Source organism: Nannocystis sp. RBIL2 (assembly GCF_026626745.1).
Lineage (GTDB): Bacteria > Myxococcota_A > Polyangia > Nannocystales > Nannocystaceae > Nannocystis.
Window position 1 is genome coordinate 815894 of the sequence record NZ_JAPNJW010000001.1, and the last position, 17482, is coordinate 833375.

The following is a 17482-nucleotide window of genomic DNA, read 5'->3' on the forward strand; positions in this document are numbered from 1 at the left end:
GGCAGTATGGTCCTCACGCGCCGACACTCGCAGCCGGCCTGACCAGCGCCTGCTTCGGATCCGGGGCGAGGTTCGCGGCACCTTGAGCCATCGACAGCGTCTTCCTGTACTCCATGGCTTCGGCCTCGAGGACGATCTCGATGCTCGCGTGATGGCGGCGCACGTGCTCGGCGATCTCCACGAGCGAGACGTTGAAAAACTCCTTGCGCTCGTTCACGCGGTTGACCCGCCGGTGATGGAATGCCCTGTGCAGTTCGTTCTCCAGCTTCGGCGCGTCCTCTGTGTAGATGATCGCGTGGACATCGAATTCGAACGGGACGGAAGCATCGCCGAGCTCCTTGACGCGATCCATTGGGTCGAGGCGACGCGTCATGCCGATCTTGTACACGTGCTCCCCGAAAGAGCCGATGTTCGAGATGATATAGACGTGGCCGGAGCGAGTCATCTGCGCCCGCGAGACAGCGCGCGCCTTGTTCGCCTGTGCCTCCGACAGCTTCCGCTCCAGCTCGGCGACCTGCGCCAGCAGCTTCTGCTGCTTCGCGCCTGACACGCGCAGGATCTCTTCCTGGGCCTTCTTGAGCGCCTCTGCGAAGCGAGCTTCCTCCTTCTCCGCGTCCTGCTTGGCCTTCTCCAGCTCGCGCTGGGCCTGCTCTTCTTCTCGCATCTGCTCCTTGATCCGGCGCTGTTCTTCCTTCTCCTGCTGCAACTTTTCTTCGTATTCGTGGACGAGGTACAGCTCCTGAAGCTTGAGATCGAGGTAGCTACTGCTGATCGTGCAGCGCTGAACCTCGGCGCAACCGTTGATGACCTCCCACGCCTTGCGGGTCCGCGCTTCCATCACGCTGACGTTATTGTAGCGGACCTTGGCGATGGTCGCGTCGCACTCGCCGTTGAACGCGCGAAGCATCAGCTTCAAGGTCTGATTTATCTGCTTGCGGCCCTCGACCTTGCTGCCGTTGACCGACCACTCCTCGGCACACGTGGCTGCCGTCTTGTCCTTGAGCATGCGTTTCTGTCGCTCACGGACCTCCTCGAGCTTGCTCTGGTAGCGCTCCGAGCTGGCGAAGGCGTACCTCGGCTTGTAGAGGGCGAAGGACTGCAGGCTGCTCTCCTCGTCGAGGACGGCAAACTCCGCCCGCAACCTTGCGATCCCCGCACGGGCCTGCTCGGTGTCCGCGATCGCTACGGCACGCTGCCCTTGCAAGGCCGCCACCTCCGCCATCACCCGCTGGCGTTCCTGCTCGGCGTCAACCACCGGTGCGAATCGCCGCTGCAATTCGGTGTACTTGGCCTTGACTCTGCGGAGGAGCACAAGGGCGACTATCAGCGCTATTGGGCTGAGGAGAACGATACATGCCAATACTGTCTCGAACATCGCCCGATGTTCGCCTCACGGCGGTCCGCGCTTCAATCCTGCGCAGACGCACAGGAACGGCATCTCCGACATCTCCCGGTCCCGCTCGATTCTCGCAAACATCGTTTCCGTCCCCCTCGGAGCGCGCACCTCGCTACGCATCGGCAAACGAGGCGAGGCGTCGTTCGTGCCGGTCGCGGTCGTACCCGACGCGTCAGCCGCGCCGTCTTCGTACCTCCGGCTTATGAACGAGGCGATGCCTCTCCAGAGCGGGCCCGTCGAGCCGCCTCCAGGCCTCGATCTCGACGCTCGCGGCTCCCTGCGGGAGCTACCCGCGCGCGCTCCGGTTCGCTAATTTCGCTGGCGCACGCGCCTGCCCACCGGGCGCGAACGACCACGTGCCCCGCACCTTGCGACCGGCCCCTGCCCCGCTTACGATTCGTCGACTCTCGCGGCGCCGCGGCCGGTCCATGCCGTGGATGCGGGCAAAATGGTAGGGCGGACCTCGCTTCGCGTGCTCCAGTCCCGATTACCGCCTGACGGTCACGCCCCGAGGCGCCGCGCGAGTCTCTGTCTCTTTCTTTTGTGAACGAGCCGCCACCACCGCGGTGACGCAGTGCGGCGCGCCGGCGATTCGTGGTGATTGCGACGGACCGCCCTCAATCGCCGCACCGCCCTCGCGCACTCGCAGCTCACCGCAGCATCACCACGCGCACCGCGCCCGGCTCATGGCAATCGTGGATCGGCGGCATCATCTGCCCATTGTCCAACGCCGAAGCGTCGACTGCGAACGCATCGGCGCCGTCGCTCGTGATCGGCACCATGAAGTTCCACGGATGCGGCGGCAGCCCGCAATCCTGCTGCGAGTATTCGTCGACGTTCCACGCGCCCCAGCAGCCCTCGGCCAACCCGTGGAAGCCGGTGCACAGCTCGGTGTCGGTCAGCGCGTAGCCCTTGAGCCGCGCCTCCTTGTACACCACCGTGGCCCTCGCACAGACCGGCAGGCCCTCGCCGCTGAAGATCGCCCCGGCGTCGGTCAGCAGGTAATCGTCGCCGCCGCAGTCGATCCGCATCTCCGCCACGTGCGGCAGGAGCAGCTCGATCGCCTCCTTCTTGATCCGGAAGCGTGGCTCCTCCGGCAGATTCGAGTTGACCGCAGCGTCGACGAACAGGGCGGTCCCGATCGGGTCTTCCCGTGGGCTGCGTTCGATCACCGTCCAGCCGCCGCCCGTCGTCGCCATGTCGCAATAGACCGCCAGCGGCGGGTAACCGCCCATGCCGTCCACGTCGATCTCATACACGCCCGAGTCCACGTTCGGCACGAACTGGCGGACGTCGGCGCACGTCCGCGGCACCTTGCAATCGATGCAGCCGTCGTCGATGTCCGGATTGATGTCGTCGCACTCCTCGCCGCCCTCGACCATCCCGTCGCCGCACATCTCCATCACGAACGTCATGCCCGTGGTCGTCGACGACGTTGACGTCGTCGTCAGCGGCCAGTGCGTGTCCTCGTGCTCCGTCGTCGTCCCCGGCTCGACGGTGGTGCCCTCGCTCGTCGTGCTCGTCGTCGTCGACAGCACGCCGTTCGTCATGCCCTCGACCTTCGTCGTCGCCCCGTCCGAATCGCTCCCCGTCGGCAGCGGCTCCTCGAACATCGGGTTGCGGTCGAGACACCCAGTCGACCCCGACACCGCCACCACCACCCCCGCACCGAGCAAGCCAAGTCGCATCCCCCCGGTGTAGTCGAGCGCGCCGCCGCCAGCAATTCCCCGCATTCGGGCGAGATCGCGCCATTCGTCGAGAACGGCGCAGGACCGCCCGCGCGCGGCTTCGGCGCGGCTTGACGCGGGCGGCCGCGGACGGTCATCCTCGCCGCGAGGGGCCGCCACGTGGGCGGGAGTCATCTATCTTTGGCGAAAATGGTAAACGCGTCGGATTCAAGATCTGAAAATGCGGGTTCGATTCCTGCATGATTTACGGCATCCGTCGGGCGGCCCCTCATTGACGATTCAGCGCACCAGGATCCGGCGCATCGCGCCCGGCTTGTGGCAGTCGTGGTCGGGGTCGACGCTCTGCGGGTCGACCGCGAACGCGTCGGCCGACGGCGGCGAGATCGCCTCGTTGTTGCCGGCCCACGGATAGGCCGTGAGCAGGCAGTCGTACTGGTTCTCCTCGTCGATGCTCCACGCGCCCGGGCACTGGCCGTCGCCCAGGCCGACGAACACCGTGCACAGCTGCACGTTCGTCAGCTTGTACTGCTTGAACTCCGCCTCCTGGTAGAGCACCGGGCCCGCGTTGGCGCAGCCCGGCGGCCCGAATTCACCGGCGAACAGCGACTGCGCGGCGGTCACCAGGTGATCGCCGCCGCCGCAGTCGAGCCGCATCGCCGTCGAGTGGATGGCCAACACACCCATCGCCATGCGCGGCATGCGGTAGCGCGGCGCCAGCGGATCGCCCGGGTTCTCGGGCGCATCCTTGAACAGCGCCCGGCCGATCGGGTCGCTCCGCGGGCTGCGCTCGAGCAAGGACCAGCCGCCGCCCGCGGTCTTCATGTCGCAGTACACCGGGATGAGCGGCATCGGCTCCGGCCCGTCGGGATCGACGTAGTGCTGGCCGTCGCTCGCCTGCGGATCGTTGTCGAGGATCTCCTTGCAGGTGTGCGGGACCAGGCAGGCGACGCAGCCGTCGCTCGGATCGAAGTTGCCGTCGTCGCACATCTCCACGCCGGCGTGCACGAAGCCGTCGCTGCACTCCGCGGTCGTGCACAGGGTCGTGCAGGCGCCCTTGTCGCTGTTGTCGGCGCCCTCGTCGCACTGCTCGGGGCCCTCGAGCACGCCGTTGCCGCACGTCCACGGGTCGCCGGTCGAGAACCACTCGGTCGTGCTGGTCGACAGCGGCCACGACGTGCTGAACTCGGTGTCCGCGGTCAATCCAGTCGTCGTCGTCCCCGTCGCCGTCGTCTCCGTCGTCGTCGTCGTCGACTCTGCGCTCGTCGAGCTCGTGGGTGGCGGCGCGGCGGTCGTGCCTCCGGTCGTCGGCACCTGCGTCGTGCCCGAGGCAGCGCCCGAAGCGGTCGGCTCCTCGAACCACGGGTTCGAATCGAGGCAACCGGTCAACAGCGCGGCGACGACGACACCCGCGACAAGCTCGCTCCGCTGTGCACGCATGGATTTCTGTGTAGTCGACGCCGCCGCCGCCGACAATCGGCCCGCACACGCGGGAGCGCACGGCCGCGCTCGCGCTCCGCGCCCGCCGCTCAGCGCAGGAACACCGCGCGGATGGCCCCCGGCTTGTGACAATCGTGGAGCTCCGGCTCGACGACCGCCGGATCGACCGCGAAGAGGTCGGAGTACGGCGTGGTGAACATCTGCCCTTCCATCCACGGTGTGCTGGAGAGCGCGCACAGCTCCTGCTCCAACTCGTCGATGCGCCACACGCCCGGGCACTCGCCGTCGAGGAACCCGGTGAAGCCGGTGCACAGCGCGACGTCGGTCAGCAGGACGTCGTTGAGCTGCGCCTCCTTGTAGAGCACCGCGCCGAAGTTGGCGCAGGTGTTCGGGTTGTCCTCGCCCGCGAACAGGAAGCCCGAGTCGGTCCACAGGTGGTCGACGCCGCCGCACTCGATCCACATCTCGTTCGAATGCTGCCCCACCACGACCATCGCCGCCTTGCCCATGCGATAGCGCGATTTGGTCGGGTCGTCGTAGTTGACCTCGACGTCCTCGAACAGCGCGCGCGCGATCGGGTCGGCGAACGGGCTGCGCTCGACGCGGGTCCAGCCGCCGCCCTTCAGCGTCATGTCGCAATACACCGGCACCAGCGGCCCCGGCCCGGGCCCGTCCGGATCCATCTTGTAGAGCCCCGTGGGCGCGCCGGGGGCCCGGTCGAGCACTTCCTGGCACACGTGCGGCTCGAAGCACTTCACGCAGCCGTCGGCCGGATCCTCGTTGAGGTCCTCGCAGTACTCCACGTCGGTCTGGATCAGCCCGTCGCCGCACTTCGCCAGCTTGCACGTGCTGGTGCAGGCCGCGGTGTCGGCGTTCATCGGGCCGTCGTCACACTCTTCGTCGGGCGTCATGATGCCGTCGCCGCAGCCCACCGGCGGCATCGTCGTCATGCCCGTCGTCAGCCCGTCGGTCGTCGTCATGCCCGTCGTCAGCGGGTCGGTCGTCCCGCTGGTCGGCTCGATCGCGGTGGTCGCCGACTCGGCCCCGGACGCCGCGGTGGGCGAGCCGGTCGTCCCCTGGGACGTCGGGTCGATCGTCGGATCTCCCGTGGTGCTCGTGCTGCCCGAGCCGCTCGCGGTCGGCAGTTGTGGCTCTTCGAATTCGGGGTTCCGGTCGAGGCAACCCGTCAACGCCGCGACCGCGACGATCCCCGCGCTCGCTCGCCACTGGACCGCGTGCGTCACCATCGTCTTGGTGTAAACGAGGCGCTCGCGGCCGACAATCGCGGCTTTTCGCGCGAATTTGCCCCGCGCGTCGCTCGCCGGCGCGCACTCGCCACTTTCACGCCTGCGCCGTTCGGCGCTAGCCTTGAGAGAGACGACCGGGCCGAGACGGGCGGGTCGTACTTCCCCGTGAGCAACCAGCCCCCCGACACGCTGCGCGAATCTCCTGACACGCTGCGCGGGGGAGGCATCGACTCCACGCTCGTCGCCGCCACGCCGGCGCAGATGGTCGCGTCCCGCCCGCGCGAGGAGCTGTACGAGACGCTCGATCGACCGGTCGAGGACTCGCTCGCGGAGGCCCGCGCCACCACCCTCGCGCTCGATCAGACCCGGCCCTCGCACCCGGGCGCGCTGGTCGGCCCCGTGGCCGCCCCGCCCCGCTTCGGCCGCTTCTCCGTCCTTCGCACTCTCGGCGAGGGCGGCATGGGGGTCGTCTACGCCGCTTACGACGAGGAGCTCGACCGCCGGATCGCCGTCAAGGTCCTCCGCGACGCCGCCCAGGATCCGAACGCCCGCGACCGCATGGTCCGCGAGGCCCAGGCGATGGCCCGGCTGTCGCACCCCAACGTCGTCCAGGTCCACGAGATCAACGAGCAGGGCGGCCAGATCTACGTCGCCATGGAGTTCGTCAAGGGCCTGACCCTTCGGGCATGGCTCTCGGAACAGAAGCGATCGTGGCGCGAGGTCCGGGACATGTTCGTGCAGGCCGGACGCGGCCTGGCGGCGGCGCACGCCGAGGGCCTGGTGCACCGCGACTTCAAGCCCGACAACGTCCTCATCGGCAACGACGGGCGCGCGCGCGTGGCCGACTTCGGCCTGGCGGGGACCGCCGGTCAGCAGCCGAGCCCGGCCCCCGAGAGCGTCGGCGACAGCGTCGCCCTCCGCGTCGGCCGACACAACGCCTTCAGCACCGCGCTGACGATGGCCGGCACGATCATGGGCACGCCGGCGTACATGTCGCCGGAGCAGCACCGCGGCGAGGCCACCGACGCGGCCTCCGACCAGTTCAGCTTCTGCGTCGCCCTGTGGACCGCGCTGTACCAGCGGCCGCCGTTCGCCGGCGACAACCTGCTCGACCTCGCCGACAGCGTGTGCTCCGGCCAGCTGATCAAGCCCCCGCCCGGCGACGTGCCGGCGTTCATCCACGACGCCCTGGTCCGCGGCCTCGCGGTCGAGCCGGCCCAGCGCCACCCGTCGATGGACGCGCTGCTCGCCGCGCTCACCCGCGACCTCCTGCTCGCGCGCCCGAGCCGCTGGCGCAGCGTCGCGGTGGCCGTCGCCGCCGCCGCAGTGGCCGCGGTCGCCGTCCTGTTCGCCACGCGCGAGCGCCCGCCCACCCCCGAAGAGCTGGCCCACATCGCCCAGCTGGCCGCCGACGCGCGCACCGCCGGCAGCGCCGCCCACTGGGTGTACCCGCCGGCGTCTGACCCGAAGGACACGTCGATCCTCCGCGTCGTCGCGCTCGACCGCACCGAGGGCCCGGCCGAACGCCCCGCGCGCGACGAGGCCCAGAAGCTGCGCAAGGAGTTCGCCGACGCGCTCGCCGAGCTCGGCGACACCTACTGGGACACGGACGCCGGCAAGCCGTTCGCGCGCGACTTCTACTCGCAGGCGCTGGTGTTCCAGCCCGACCACCCCAAGGCGCGCGAGCGCGGCCTCTACACCCCGGGGCAGATGGCCGAGCTGCTGGCCAAGGCCGAGCGCGGCGAGTTCACCGCCGCCGACGTCGCCGCCGCCGAGCTGCTCGAGATCCTCGCCGACCACGACCGCGGCCACCGCGACGAGCGCCTGCGCAAGTTCGTGCGCGAGCGCGGCGCGGCCACCCAGACCGAATTGCTGGCCGCGCTGCTCGGCCCCGACGCGCTCCGGGATGTCCCCGAGGACATGCCCGAACAGCCAGCCGATCCCGCGCCCGTGGCGACGCCGCCGCCGACGCCCGAGCCGCCGCCGGTGGTGGTCGCCGTCGCGCCGACGCCCGAGCCGCCGCGCCCGCGCCCCGGCAAGCCCGAGCCGAAGACCGAGACCAAGGCCGCCCCGCCGACCCCCGCGCCGCCGGCCGCGGAGCCCGAGGAGCAGCTGGCGCAGGCGGCCCAGGACAGGGCCCGCTCCGACGAGCTGACGCAGGAGGGCGAGGCGGCCCGCCGGCGCGGCGACTTCGCGGCCGCCGAGCGCGCCTTCAACCAGGCGCTCGCGGCCTACAACCGCAACGGCGCGGCGCTGATGGGCCTGTCCGACGTCGAGTTCGACCGCGGCCACTTCGAGCAGGCGGTGGTGTTCGCCGAGCGGGCGGTCAAGGCCGAGCCGAAGAAGGGCGAGTTCCGGCTCCGCCTCGGCGACGCCTACTTCAAGGTCCTGCGCTACCCCGACGCCAAGGCCCAGTACGACAAGGCCGCCGAGCTCGGCCACGCCAAGGCGGCCGGCCGCCTCGACAAGGTCAAGGAGAAGATCGGTGGCTGAGGCCATGTTTGAACGGACATGTCTTCCTGAACATGTCGCCATGGACATGTCTCTACGCGCAGCAAGCGCGGCCGCCCAGGAGGAGCTCGGTGGCTGAAGCCATGTTCCGCAGGACATGTCCTGGCATCCATGTGCTTTTGGCCATGTCGCTGGCCGCCGCGCCCGCGGCCGCCCAGCCGGCCCCGAGCGCCCCTGCCCCCGCGCCCGCGGCGCCCGAGGCCGACGCGCCGAAGCTGGCGATCGCGCCGATCACCATTAGCGGGGCCGACGATCCGCTGCTCGCCTCGCAGCTCGAGCAGGACCTGCGCGGCGGGCTCGCGCGCGGCCGGCTGCAGCTGCTCGACGCCGAGGCGGTCACGCGCGTGGCCGGCGGTGCGTGCAGCGACGACGCCTGCCTCGCGCGGCTGCGCGACCAGCTCGGCGCCGCGTTCGTGCTGCGGGCCCAGGTCACCGTCAGCGATCGCGACTACACCCTGCGGCTCGAGCTCGTCGCCACCCGCGACCTCGGGCGCGCGGCCGAGAGCGAGCGCGGCTGCGAGCTGTGCGGCCTGGCCGAGCTGCGGGCCCTGACGGCCGACCAGGCCGCGCGCCTCTTGGCCAAGCTCGACGCCCTGGCCAAGCCGCCGCCGGCGTTCGAGATCGCGACCACCCCGCCCGGCGCCCTGGTCTTCATCGACGGCCAGCTGGTCGGCGCCGCGCCGGTCGAGCGCAACGTGCTCGAGGGCAAACATGTCGTTCGGGTCATGTCCGAAGGGTACGTCCCGGAGGAGCGCGAGCTGGTCGCGGTGGCCGGCCTGCGCGAGAGCCTGCAGATCGACCTGCGGCGCACGCCCGAGACCCTCAAGCTGCGCGGGGCCGGCTGGGGCCTGCTGTTCACCGGCATCCCGCTGTTCGGCCTCGGCCTCGGCCTGCTGTCGATGGACGGCGACGAGTACCGCGGGCGCTGCACCGGCCCCGACGTCGACCTCTCGGGCCGCTGCCGCTTCGTGTTCGACACCGACTGGGGCGGCGCCGCGGTGCTGGCCGCGGGCGCCCTGCTCGGCACCGCCGGCACGATGCTGCTCCTGCGCACCCGCGACCGCGGCAAGACCCGCCTGCGCGCGCGTCTCGGGCCCACCTACATCGGCCTCAGCGGCGCATTCTGAGCGATCGGGAGTAATCGGCGACACAGCCGAACTGTCGCACCTGCGCGGCCGACATCTGTCCGATCGGCGTTCGTGCCCCGACGCCGCCTCGCCGCGACGAACCGACGCCGCGGCGCCGCGGCGCCGCGCGCGACCTGCTCGTGGCGCAAGTCATCGTCGCCGCATTGCCGCCCCCGACGCTCCGCCCAGACTTGGAGTCGAGCCCCTCGGTGTGTTCGCACGATGTCCAGCAGCAGCGATCTTGTGGCGCGACCGTACGCGCCCCGGCTTCGCTCGCCCTCCGCGACGGGCGACGATCGCCCGCCTTCACCCGACCGGCGGCGCGGTGCCCCGCGTCGGGCCCGAGTTTGGACGTCGCCGGTGTCGTCGCTGCGTGTGTCGGGCTGACGCGCAGCGGCGCACCGGCGGCGTCCGAAGCGTGCGAGGAGCTCACGCGCGTCGGTCGTCGAGCAGCGGCTCCAAGCTCAGCTCGGCGGCGCGATAGGCCCGCAGCTCGTCGATGCGCGGGTCGACGGCCAGGCGCGCGAACAGCTGCCGCGCGTGCGTCGGGCTCGGGAAGTTGAGGCTCACCACCAGCTGTTGCTGCACCTCGGCCGGCATGTCCTCGAAGCCGCGGCCGAGCCGCTGGGCGTCGATCGCCCCGCGGATCTGGAACTGCTCGCGCAGCGCCTTGGCCCGGCTCTCGCCGACGTACACGAACAGCAGCGCCTGATCCTGCCAGTCGCAGATCCGCTGCAGGTTGAGCGACGAGTTGAAGAACAGCCGCGGCACCGGCACGAACGCCAGCGCGTGGACCGACGTCACGTTCTCCTCCTGCAGGCGCTGGCTGTCCTCCGCCCCGACGCCCTCGATCACTCGCAGGCCGATGCCCGGCTCGACGACCTCGACCTCGGTGCCGAGCAGCGCGGCCGCGCGGTTCGACACCGCGATGAAGGCCCGATCGCCGAGCAGCCCGACGGCGATGCCCATGGCGATGCTGGCCTGCGCGGTCTTCGGATCGGTGCTCGACACCGTGAGGCACGCCAGCAGCCCGCCGCTGACCACGCACAGACCGAACGAGCGGGCCGCGTCGGCGAACGTGCGGGTGGTCGCGTCGTAGCCAGCGATCCGCACCAGGATCCGGCCGACCGACAGCATGAACGAGGTCGTCGCGGTGCTCAGCACCGTCCACGCGACCCAGATGTGCCAGGTCGGCAGCTCGCCGCCGAGGTTGGGGAACAGCTGCGACGGCGGCAGGTGGATCCCGAGGATGCAGAACGCCAGCATCGCCGACGCCAGCAGGCCGAACACGCCGACCTGCGGCAGCAGCCCCGACTCGTAGCGCATCTGCGCCCGCCCGCGCTCGTAGGCCCACGTCGCCTGGCAGCGCGCCTTGACCTCGTCCGGCAGCGCCGCCTCGGCCGGCGCTTCGCGGCACAGCAGGTTGAAGTTCCGCCGCGAGAAGCGGAACAGGATCATGCGCGCGACGATGTGCAGCATCACGTTCGGCAGCGCGACCAGCACCGCCAGCAGCAGCGGCACGGTCTTCAGCGTGACGAGCCCGAGCGGCGCCACGGTGCCCTCGCCGATCACCCCGTCGAGCGACGCGTACGTCGACACCAGCAGCGCCATCCAGGCCAGGAACGCCATCAGCCGCGCCCAGCCGTACGTCATCGCCGCCGCGAGCAGGCGATAGAAGCCGTCGCGCGCGCGGTCCTGCGAATCGGGAGCCGTCACCACGTCATTGTCCGCCGTTTGCCGGGCGGAGGGAACGCGCACGGTCGCGCGGGCCGCTGGCGCTTCAGGGCGGATGCGAGCGCGGCCCGCGTCGAACCGCGCGCCGACAGAGCGCACTCCTGCGAATGACGGGCGCCGCGTGCATTCGCAGAGCCCGGCGAGGCCGCCGCCACCGCACATCGCCGATCCGTCAAAAACATGTCCTATCAGACATGTCCATGAAGACATTCACTCCGAGCGCCGCCACGAGTCCCAGCATTACTCGCGTTCGAGCGACGCGGACGAGGACACGGCGCTGCCGCGGTTCGAACCCGGGGGCGCCGTCGACCCCACGCCGGAGGCCCATGAGCCGCGCTTTGCGGCTGACAGGCACCGCGGGGGCGGCTGCCACCCCGGGTCGGGGGCGGGCAATCACCACAGCAGCCCGCGTGATTCGTCGCCGGCGATTGACAGCTCCGGCCGCTCTCGATCAATTGAACGGACTGCCATGACTTCGCTTCGCTCGCCGTCCTCGCTCCTGCTCGTGCTGCCGACTCTGGCGCTCGCCTGCTCCAAACCCGACGCCGACACCGACGGCGCCTCGTCGACCTCGACCTCCTCGTCCTCGACCTCCTCGTCCTCGACCTCCTCGTCGCCGACCACCGGCCTGCCCGACCCGACCGAGGAGTCGCCCACGGTCACCGAGGGCACCCCCGGCTGCGAGGACTTCGTCTACCTCCTGAACGTCAACCCGATCGCCGCGGACGAGGCGGTCGAGTTCGTGTCGGTCGCCGCGCTCGGCCCCAAGACCGCGCTCGCCCTGACGGCCGACGGTCGACTGTTCCGCCCCGACGAGGGCGGCGTGTTCCACCCCCTCGCGCTGCCCGCCGATCCGGCCCTGAAGCGGGTCGAGCTGATCGATGTCAGCAGCTGGATGGTCGTCGGCGACGGCGGCGTCGCCCACCGCAGCGTCGACGGCGGCGACACCTGGGTCCCCGTCGATCTCGGCACCGAGGCCGCGCTGCGCGACGTCGTGTTCTTCAACTTCATCGTCGACGGCGAGGTCTCGCTGCACGGGATCGCCGTCGGCGACGGCGTGATCGTGCGCTCCGCCGACGGCGGCGCGACCTGGCAGCCGGTCGTCCTCGATCCCGCCGCCACCGGCTCGTTCCGCGCGGTCACCGGCAGCCCGCTGGTCGCGGTCGGCGACGGCGGCCTGGCGGTCCACAGCGTCGACAGCGGCCTCACCTGGGCCCCCGTCGACACCGGCACCACCGACGACCTCGTGCGGATCGCCGAGGTCTACGACGAGGCCGCGATCGTCACCGCCACCGGGAACGTCCTCCATCAGGCCGCCAAGGAGGTCTCGTTCTACCCGGCCGACCCTGCGACCCCGGTCCTCGGCCTCGGCCGCATCAACAGCATCCTCGTCGCCCTCTACGACGACGGCACGCTCGGCGGGTGGCCCGAGTCCTCCATGCTGGCCGAGCCCACGCCGGTCGGCGCCGGCGCTCGCGTGGTCTCCCGCGGCAACACCTCCGGCGCGCTGATCGCCGGCGAGGGCGGCCTGCTCGCCTTCGTCACGGTCACGCCGAAGGAGACCTGCCAGTCGCCGGAGATCTGAGCCGCCCCGCCGTTCAGCGGCGCGGACCGCTGGCTCCCTGTCCGTTCCGACATGTCCGCTTCGCCAGCCGATCCCCGACTCGCGCCGAGTCCTGACGACCACCGCTGCCTCTGGCCCGCCTCCTCGACCTGTCCTTCGAGACACCCTCCGACCGGTCGCCCGCCTCGCGCCCACGCCCCGGCTCGCTGCGACGCCGCGCACACCGACGATCCCGACGGTCTCGCGGCCCTCCGCGCGCGCTGGCGTCGATCCGCGATCGCCCTCACCTTGCGGCGATGTCGCCCGCGCTCGCCCTGTTCGTGTCGCTCACGCTCGTCCGGCCGGTCGGGCCCGCGCCCGCGCGCGAGCTGCCGCCGGCGATGCCCCTGTCGGGCCTCGGCCTCCTGGTCAGCGCCGGCGTCTCGGGCGGCCTCGGGCTCGCCGCGCACGTGTGGCGGATCGGCATCCTCCGCCGCGGCTGCAACGGCCCGCAGCACGTCTTCCCCGAGCTGCAGATCACGGTCACCGGCTGCGTCGACGAGTCGCTGCGCTACCTCGGCTTCTCGACCGTGGCCCCGCTGCTCAACTTCGCCGCGATCGGGCTGGCGGCCGGCGGCGGGACCGTGCGCGGCCGCTTCACGGCGTGGAACCGGACCCGGCACGATCGCCGCGAAAAGATCGCCCCGGCCTACCTGGGCGGCGGCGCCGGCCTGCTCGCCCTCGGCCTGGCGATGTACGTCGGCTCGCGGGTGGCCCTGTGGCGCGACAGGTTCGGGGCCGAGACCTGCCGCCGGGAGGGCCAGCTGACGGTCGACTGCGTCCGCGACCGCTGGAGCGCCTGGTTGGTGCTGACCGCCGCCGGCCAGTCTCTCACCGTCGCCGGCGCCGGCCTGCTCGCCTACGGCGTCTCGTACGCCCGCGCCGTCCGGGTCTCGCGCCTGAGCGAGCTGCGGATCGAGCCGAGCGTGACCCCCCGCTTCATCGGCCTGTCGCTCGCCGGCCGATTTTGATTTTAGGGGACATGTCCTGAAAGGCATGCCTGATCAGACATGTCACATGGGACATGCCCTCCAGGGCATGCCCGTGCAGACACCCCGGACCGCTCGCCGCCTGTCGAGCCGAGCTCGCGATCCGTGAGGCTCGCCGCCCGGACTCGTGGCCCATGAATCTCGCCGAAGCGGCCGCCGAGACCCGACGTCCTTCGCAGCGAGCCCGCGCGCAGGCCGGGCTCGCGCGGCCCGGAGCGGCGCTCCGGGCCCTCCTCGATCCCGCTCAGCGCCGGCGCCGGCGGCCGAGCAGCGCCAGCCCGAGCAGCATCAGCCCCGCGCCCTTGGGCGCGCCGGAGCTGTCGGCCGCGCAGGCGCAGCCGTCCGACTCGCCGAGGCCCGAGGTGTCGCCGGCAGTCGCCGAGCCGGCCGTCGTGATCGGCCCGCTGCTGCTGTTGTTGCCCTGGGTCGGGTCGGTGCCGGTCGTGGGCGCGCCGTCGGTCGACTCGCCGGAGTCGCTGTCGCCGCCCGACTCGCTGTCGCCGTCGGTGGTGTCCGGCGGCGGCGGCGGCGGCGGGGGCGGCGGCTCCTGATTGATGCACAGGGTGATCGGCTCCGCGAGGCCCTCGTTGCCGACCCAGTCGATCGCCTTCGCCCCGACCTCCCAGCAGCCGGTCGGGAACGCCACGTTGGCGAACTCGTACGGCTCCGCGATGTCGACGCCGCCGATGTCGTTGCCGTTGATGAGGAGGCGGACCTCCTTCACCCCGCAGCCGCCGGCGTTGTCGGTCGCGCCGATGCTGATCGACGTCGACACGTTCTCGGCCATGTCGGGCGACATCAGCACCGTCTCGTCGGTCGGCGACAGCACGCTGACCGTCGGGCCCTCCTTGTCGGCCGCCTCGTCGCAGGCCGCCGAGCCGCAGGTCACGCTCTGGCCACCGACCTCACCGCCGTTGCAGCCGGTACCCCAGTCGCCGTTGCCGACGCCCGGGGTGAGCGGGAAGCCCTTGCACGCCGGTGTCGGGTTCCACGTGCCGTCGGCGTTGTGGCACGGCGTCAGGTCGATGCCGCTCTGCTGCTCGAACCAGTCGATGCCGCGGTGCATCTGCGAGTACATGCCGCCGGTCCCGCACGCGCCGCCGTACGAGGTGATGCCGAACACGCGCCACGAGCCGTCGGCCAGCTGCACGAACACCGGCCCGCCGGAGTCGCCCTGGCAGCTGTCCTTGCCGTTGCCGCCGATGTCGACCTCATTGTTGCCGGTGATGCTGTTGATCGTGGTGACGACCTCGCGCTTGACCCCGTACGGTCCGGTGTCGGCGTTGCCGAAGCCGACGATCGTCACCTGCTGGCCGGGCTGCAGGATGTCGGTCTCGCAACCCATCAGGATGGGCACGATGGGGATGTCGAGCTGCGGCTGCGAGAGCTTGCAAAACGCGAAATCCTGGCCGTTCCCCGGACCGCCTCCCGGGAAGGTTTGGCAGAATTCCGTGGGCACCTGGCGCTTCGGGCCGTTGATCGACTCGCCGAGGAGGACGCCGTTGTAGCCCGACCCGCAGTGGGCCGCGAAGATGACCACTTCCGGGTGAACCAGCGTTCCGGTGCACTGGCCGAGCATCGACACCGTCGTCGGCCAGCCGCACGCCACCGTGTCCACGCCGCCGTAGATCTCGGTCGGCTCGACCGGGAAGCCGAGGACATCGGGCGGCTCGTCGGCAGCGGCCGGGGTGGCGAACGAGAGGGCGACGAAGGCGGCTGAGATGTACGCTGGGGGCCTCATCGCCCTACCATGGCACTACGAGCGAGGCCTGACCAAGCGGTAGGCGCCTGTGGGTGTGATCGGGCGGTATCGCGCGAGGGGTTTCTACTCGCCATGGAAACGCACGAAACACAGCGTTTCCATGGTCTCGCGAACGACAGGTGAGTTTTGCTACCGTGGACGGCCTGAGGACCGGTGGCATGAAGTTCGAGCAAAGGATGTCGCGACACAGGCTCGCGCTCGCGGGTGTTTTGGCGCTGTTTACGGGCTGCGGCGATGACGGCACCCCCGCGAGCGGGACCGCGGTGATCCCGGACACGGACACGTCGACGAGTCCGACCGGGACGACCGCCGAGCCGACCAGCGGGACCACCACCGACGCCACGACGGACGCGCCGACCACCTCCTCTGGCGACACCTCCACCACCGACACCACCACGGGCGGGCCGATCGAGCCGCCCGCTTACGACAAGTGGATCACGGTCCCGCTCGAGGGAGCGGTGTGCGGCAACGGCAGCCAGTACAAGATCTTCGTCAACTGGCACGAGGGCGCCAAGGATCTCCTGGTGATGCTCGAGCCGGGCGGGGCCTGTTGGGACTTCGACACCTGCTCCGGCAAGGCCGATCTCGGCGCCGCGCACCCCGACGGCGTCCCCGACGATCTCCTCTTCGACCCGCTGACGAAGAACCTGTCGCCGCTGATGCGCCGCGACGTCGAGGGCCTCACCAAAGACTGGAACTTCGTGTTCCTCCCGTACTGTACCGGCGACGTGCACACGGGCAACAACGTGATCGTCTATCCGGACCCCGAGGGCGTCGAGCCCGACCTCGAGTTCCACCACAACGGTCACAACAACGTGATGGCGGCGACCGATTGGATGGCGAACCAGTTCCCGGGCACCGACCGGCTGTTCGTCACCGGCTGCAGCGCGGGCGGGGCCGGCTCGCTCATCAACTACCACTTCTTCCGCTCGCGCATCGACGCCCAGCGCGGCTACCTGATGGACGACTCGGGCCCGATCTTCCCGAGCGGCGGCTGGTCCGCCAAGCTGCACGAGAAGATCCGCTCCTCGTGGAACGTGGACTCGGTGTTCAGCGAGCTGCCGCCCGGCTACGAGATCGACGACGACTTCGGCGTGCTCAACACCCACCTCGCCGCGCTCTACCCCGACGACCGCCTCAGCACCGTGTTCTTCCAGCGCGACTTCAACTACTCGCGCTACTCGTACGAGCGCTTCTACCCGGACATGACGAAGGAGAAGATCCTCGAGTACTGGGCCGAGGACACCGACCTCATGACCGCGCTGTACGACCCGCACCCGAACATGGCGTACTACCTGCCCTACTGGCGCAGCCTCAACACCAGCCACTGCGTGTCGATCATCTCGTACCTCGACACGGAGATCGAGGAGCAGGGCGTCGACCTCGGCGACTTCATCGGCACCCTGCTCGACGACGACAAGCCGCTCGTCAGCTACCGCGAGAGCGTCCAGCCGGACGAGGACAACTAGTGCCGCGGCCGCCGCCCGCCGCGCGCGCTGGCGAACGCGCGCGCGGGGGCCATTGACTGGCGCCGGGCGGACGCCTACGGTCGGGCCTCGGGAGCCCCTATGGACCTCAGCGGACGTTGGGAATTCAGCTTCGACCGGACCCTCAACGGGCAGCTCGCGCCCACGACAGTGCCGTACGAGCTGATCATCATCCAGCTCGACCCCGAGCACTTCGTCGGCCGCTACGTGTTCCCCGCCGACGACCCGAGCCACTTCCAGGGCACGCTGTACACGTCGCCGCGCGGGACCCTGTTCTCGATCCGCCAGGTCAACGAGAAGACCGGCTACCACGCGCTCTACGTCGGCAAGGTCGAGAGCCCGACTAGCCTGTCCGGCATCTTCACCGACATCGCCGGGCCCGCCGGCGACGTCCGGCTGCGCAAGATCCCGTAGGCCGGGCCGGCGCGGCGGCCGTGCCGCGGCGACATGTCCGTTCGGGAATGGCCGAACGGCCATGTCCCGGAGGACATGGCCGTTCGT

At 70.6% G+C, this 17482-nt stretch carries 12 protein-coding genes and 1 tRNA gene; 7 read left to right on the forward strand and 6 right to left on the reverse strand.

Going from position 1 to position 17482, the window contains the following annotated elements; translation table 11 throughout:
* Window positions 1-13 precede the first annotated feature (13 nt).
* Both OV090_RS03280 and OV090_RS03285 read right to left on the reverse strand, forming a co-directional pair.
* On the reverse strand, window positions 14-1375 hold the full coding sequence (locus OV090_RS03280; RefSeq protein ID WP_267701989.1) for a DUF4041 domain-containing protein: 1362 nt from the start codon (window positions 1373-1375) through the stop codon (window positions 14-16).
* 671 nt (window positions 1376-2046) lie between these two features.
* Window positions 2047-3084, reverse strand: a complete 1038-nt coding sequence (locus tag OV090_RS03285) for a fibrinogen-like YCDxxxxGGGW domain-containing protein (RefSeq protein WP_267701990.1) — start codon at window positions 3082-3084, stop codon at window positions 2047-2049.
* 167 nt (window positions 3085-3251) lie between these two features.
* On the opposite strand from OV090_RS03285, the gene OV090_RS03290 reads away from it, so the two are divergent.
* A tRNA-Leu gene (locus tag OV090_RS03290) sits at window positions 3252-3331 on the forward strand.
* 32 nt (window positions 3332-3363) lie between these two features.
* Here OV090_RS03290 and OV090_RS03295 read toward each other — a convergent pair.
* On the reverse strand, window positions 3364-4521 hold the full coding sequence (locus OV090_RS03295) for a fibrinogen-like YCDxxxxGGGW domain-containing protein (protein ID WP_267701991.1): 1158 nt from the start codon (window positions 4519-4521) through the stop codon (window positions 3364-3366).
* An 89-nt stretch (window positions 4522-4610) separates the two neighbouring features.
* On the reverse strand, window positions 4611-5768 hold the full coding sequence (locus OV090_RS03300) for a fibrinogen-like YCDxxxxGGGW domain-containing protein (protein WP_267701992.1): 1158 nt from the start codon (window positions 5766-5768) through the stop codon (window positions 4611-4613).
* Window positions 5769-5933: 165 nt separating this feature from the next.
* Between OV090_RS03300 and OV090_RS03305 the strand changes: the two genes are divergently transcribed.
* Window positions 5934-8261 (forward strand): serine/threonine-protein kinase, encoded by a 2328-nt coding sequence (locus OV090_RS03305; RefSeq protein WP_267701993.1) that lies wholly within the window; start codon window positions 5934-5936, stop codon window positions 8259-8261.
* A 143-nt stretch (window positions 8262-8404) separates the two neighbouring features.
* Complete coding sequence (locus OV090_RS03310) at window positions 8405-9406, forward strand: PEGA domain-containing protein (RefSeq protein ID WP_267701994.1); 1002 nt, start codon at window positions 8405-8407, stop codon at window positions 9404-9406.
* 429 nt (window positions 9407-9835) lie between these two features.
* Here the strand turns inward: OV090_RS03310 and OV090_RS03315 are convergent, their stop codons facing one another.
* Window positions 9836-11122: a hypothetical protein gene (locus tag OV090_RS03315; protein ID WP_267701995.1), complete on the reverse strand. Its 1287-nt coding sequence runs from the start codon at window positions 11120-11122 to the stop codon at window positions 9836-9838.
* A gap of 487 nt (window positions 11123-11609) precedes the next feature.
* Here OV090_RS03315 and OV090_RS03320 point away from each other — a divergent pair, with 487 nt between their 5' ends.
* Both OV090_RS03320 and OV090_RS03325 read left to right on the forward strand, forming a co-directional pair.
* Window positions 11610-12725: a hypothetical protein gene (locus OV090_RS03320; protein ID WP_267701996.1), complete on the forward strand. Its 1116-nt coding sequence runs from the start codon at window positions 11610-11612 to the stop codon at window positions 12723-12725.
* Window positions 12726-13000: 275 nt separating this feature from the next.
* The gene (locus OV090_RS03325; protein WP_267701997.1) at window positions 13001-13714 is read left to right on the forward strand and encodes a hypothetical protein; all 714 of its coding nucleotides are present in this window, start codon (window positions 13001-13003) and stop codon (window positions 13712-13714) included.
* Window positions 13715-13976: 262 nt separating this feature from the next.
* Here OV090_RS03325 and OV090_RS03330 read toward each other — a convergent pair whose 3' ends face one another.
* Window positions 13977-15473: a trypsin-like serine protease gene (locus OV090_RS03330; RefSeq protein ID WP_267701998.1), complete on the reverse strand. Its 1497-nt coding sequence runs from the start codon at window positions 15471-15473 to the stop codon at window positions 13977-13979.
* Between the two features lie 197 nt (window positions 15474-15670).
* On the opposite strand from OV090_RS03330, the gene OV090_RS03335 reads away from it, so the two are divergent.
* Both OV090_RS03335 and OV090_RS03340 read left to right on the forward strand, forming a co-directional pair.
* Window positions 15671-16963 (forward strand): pectin acetylesterase-family hydrolase, encoded by a 1293-nt coding sequence (locus OV090_RS03335; RefSeq protein WP_267701999.1) that lies wholly within the window; start codon window positions 15671-15673, stop codon window positions 16961-16963.
* Between the two features lie 99 nt (window positions 16964-17062).
* Entirely contained in the window at window positions 17063-17395 is a 333-nt protein-coding gene (locus tag OV090_RS03340) for a hypothetical protein (protein ID WP_267702000.1), read from the forward strand.
* Window positions 17396-17482 lie beyond the last annotated feature (87 nt).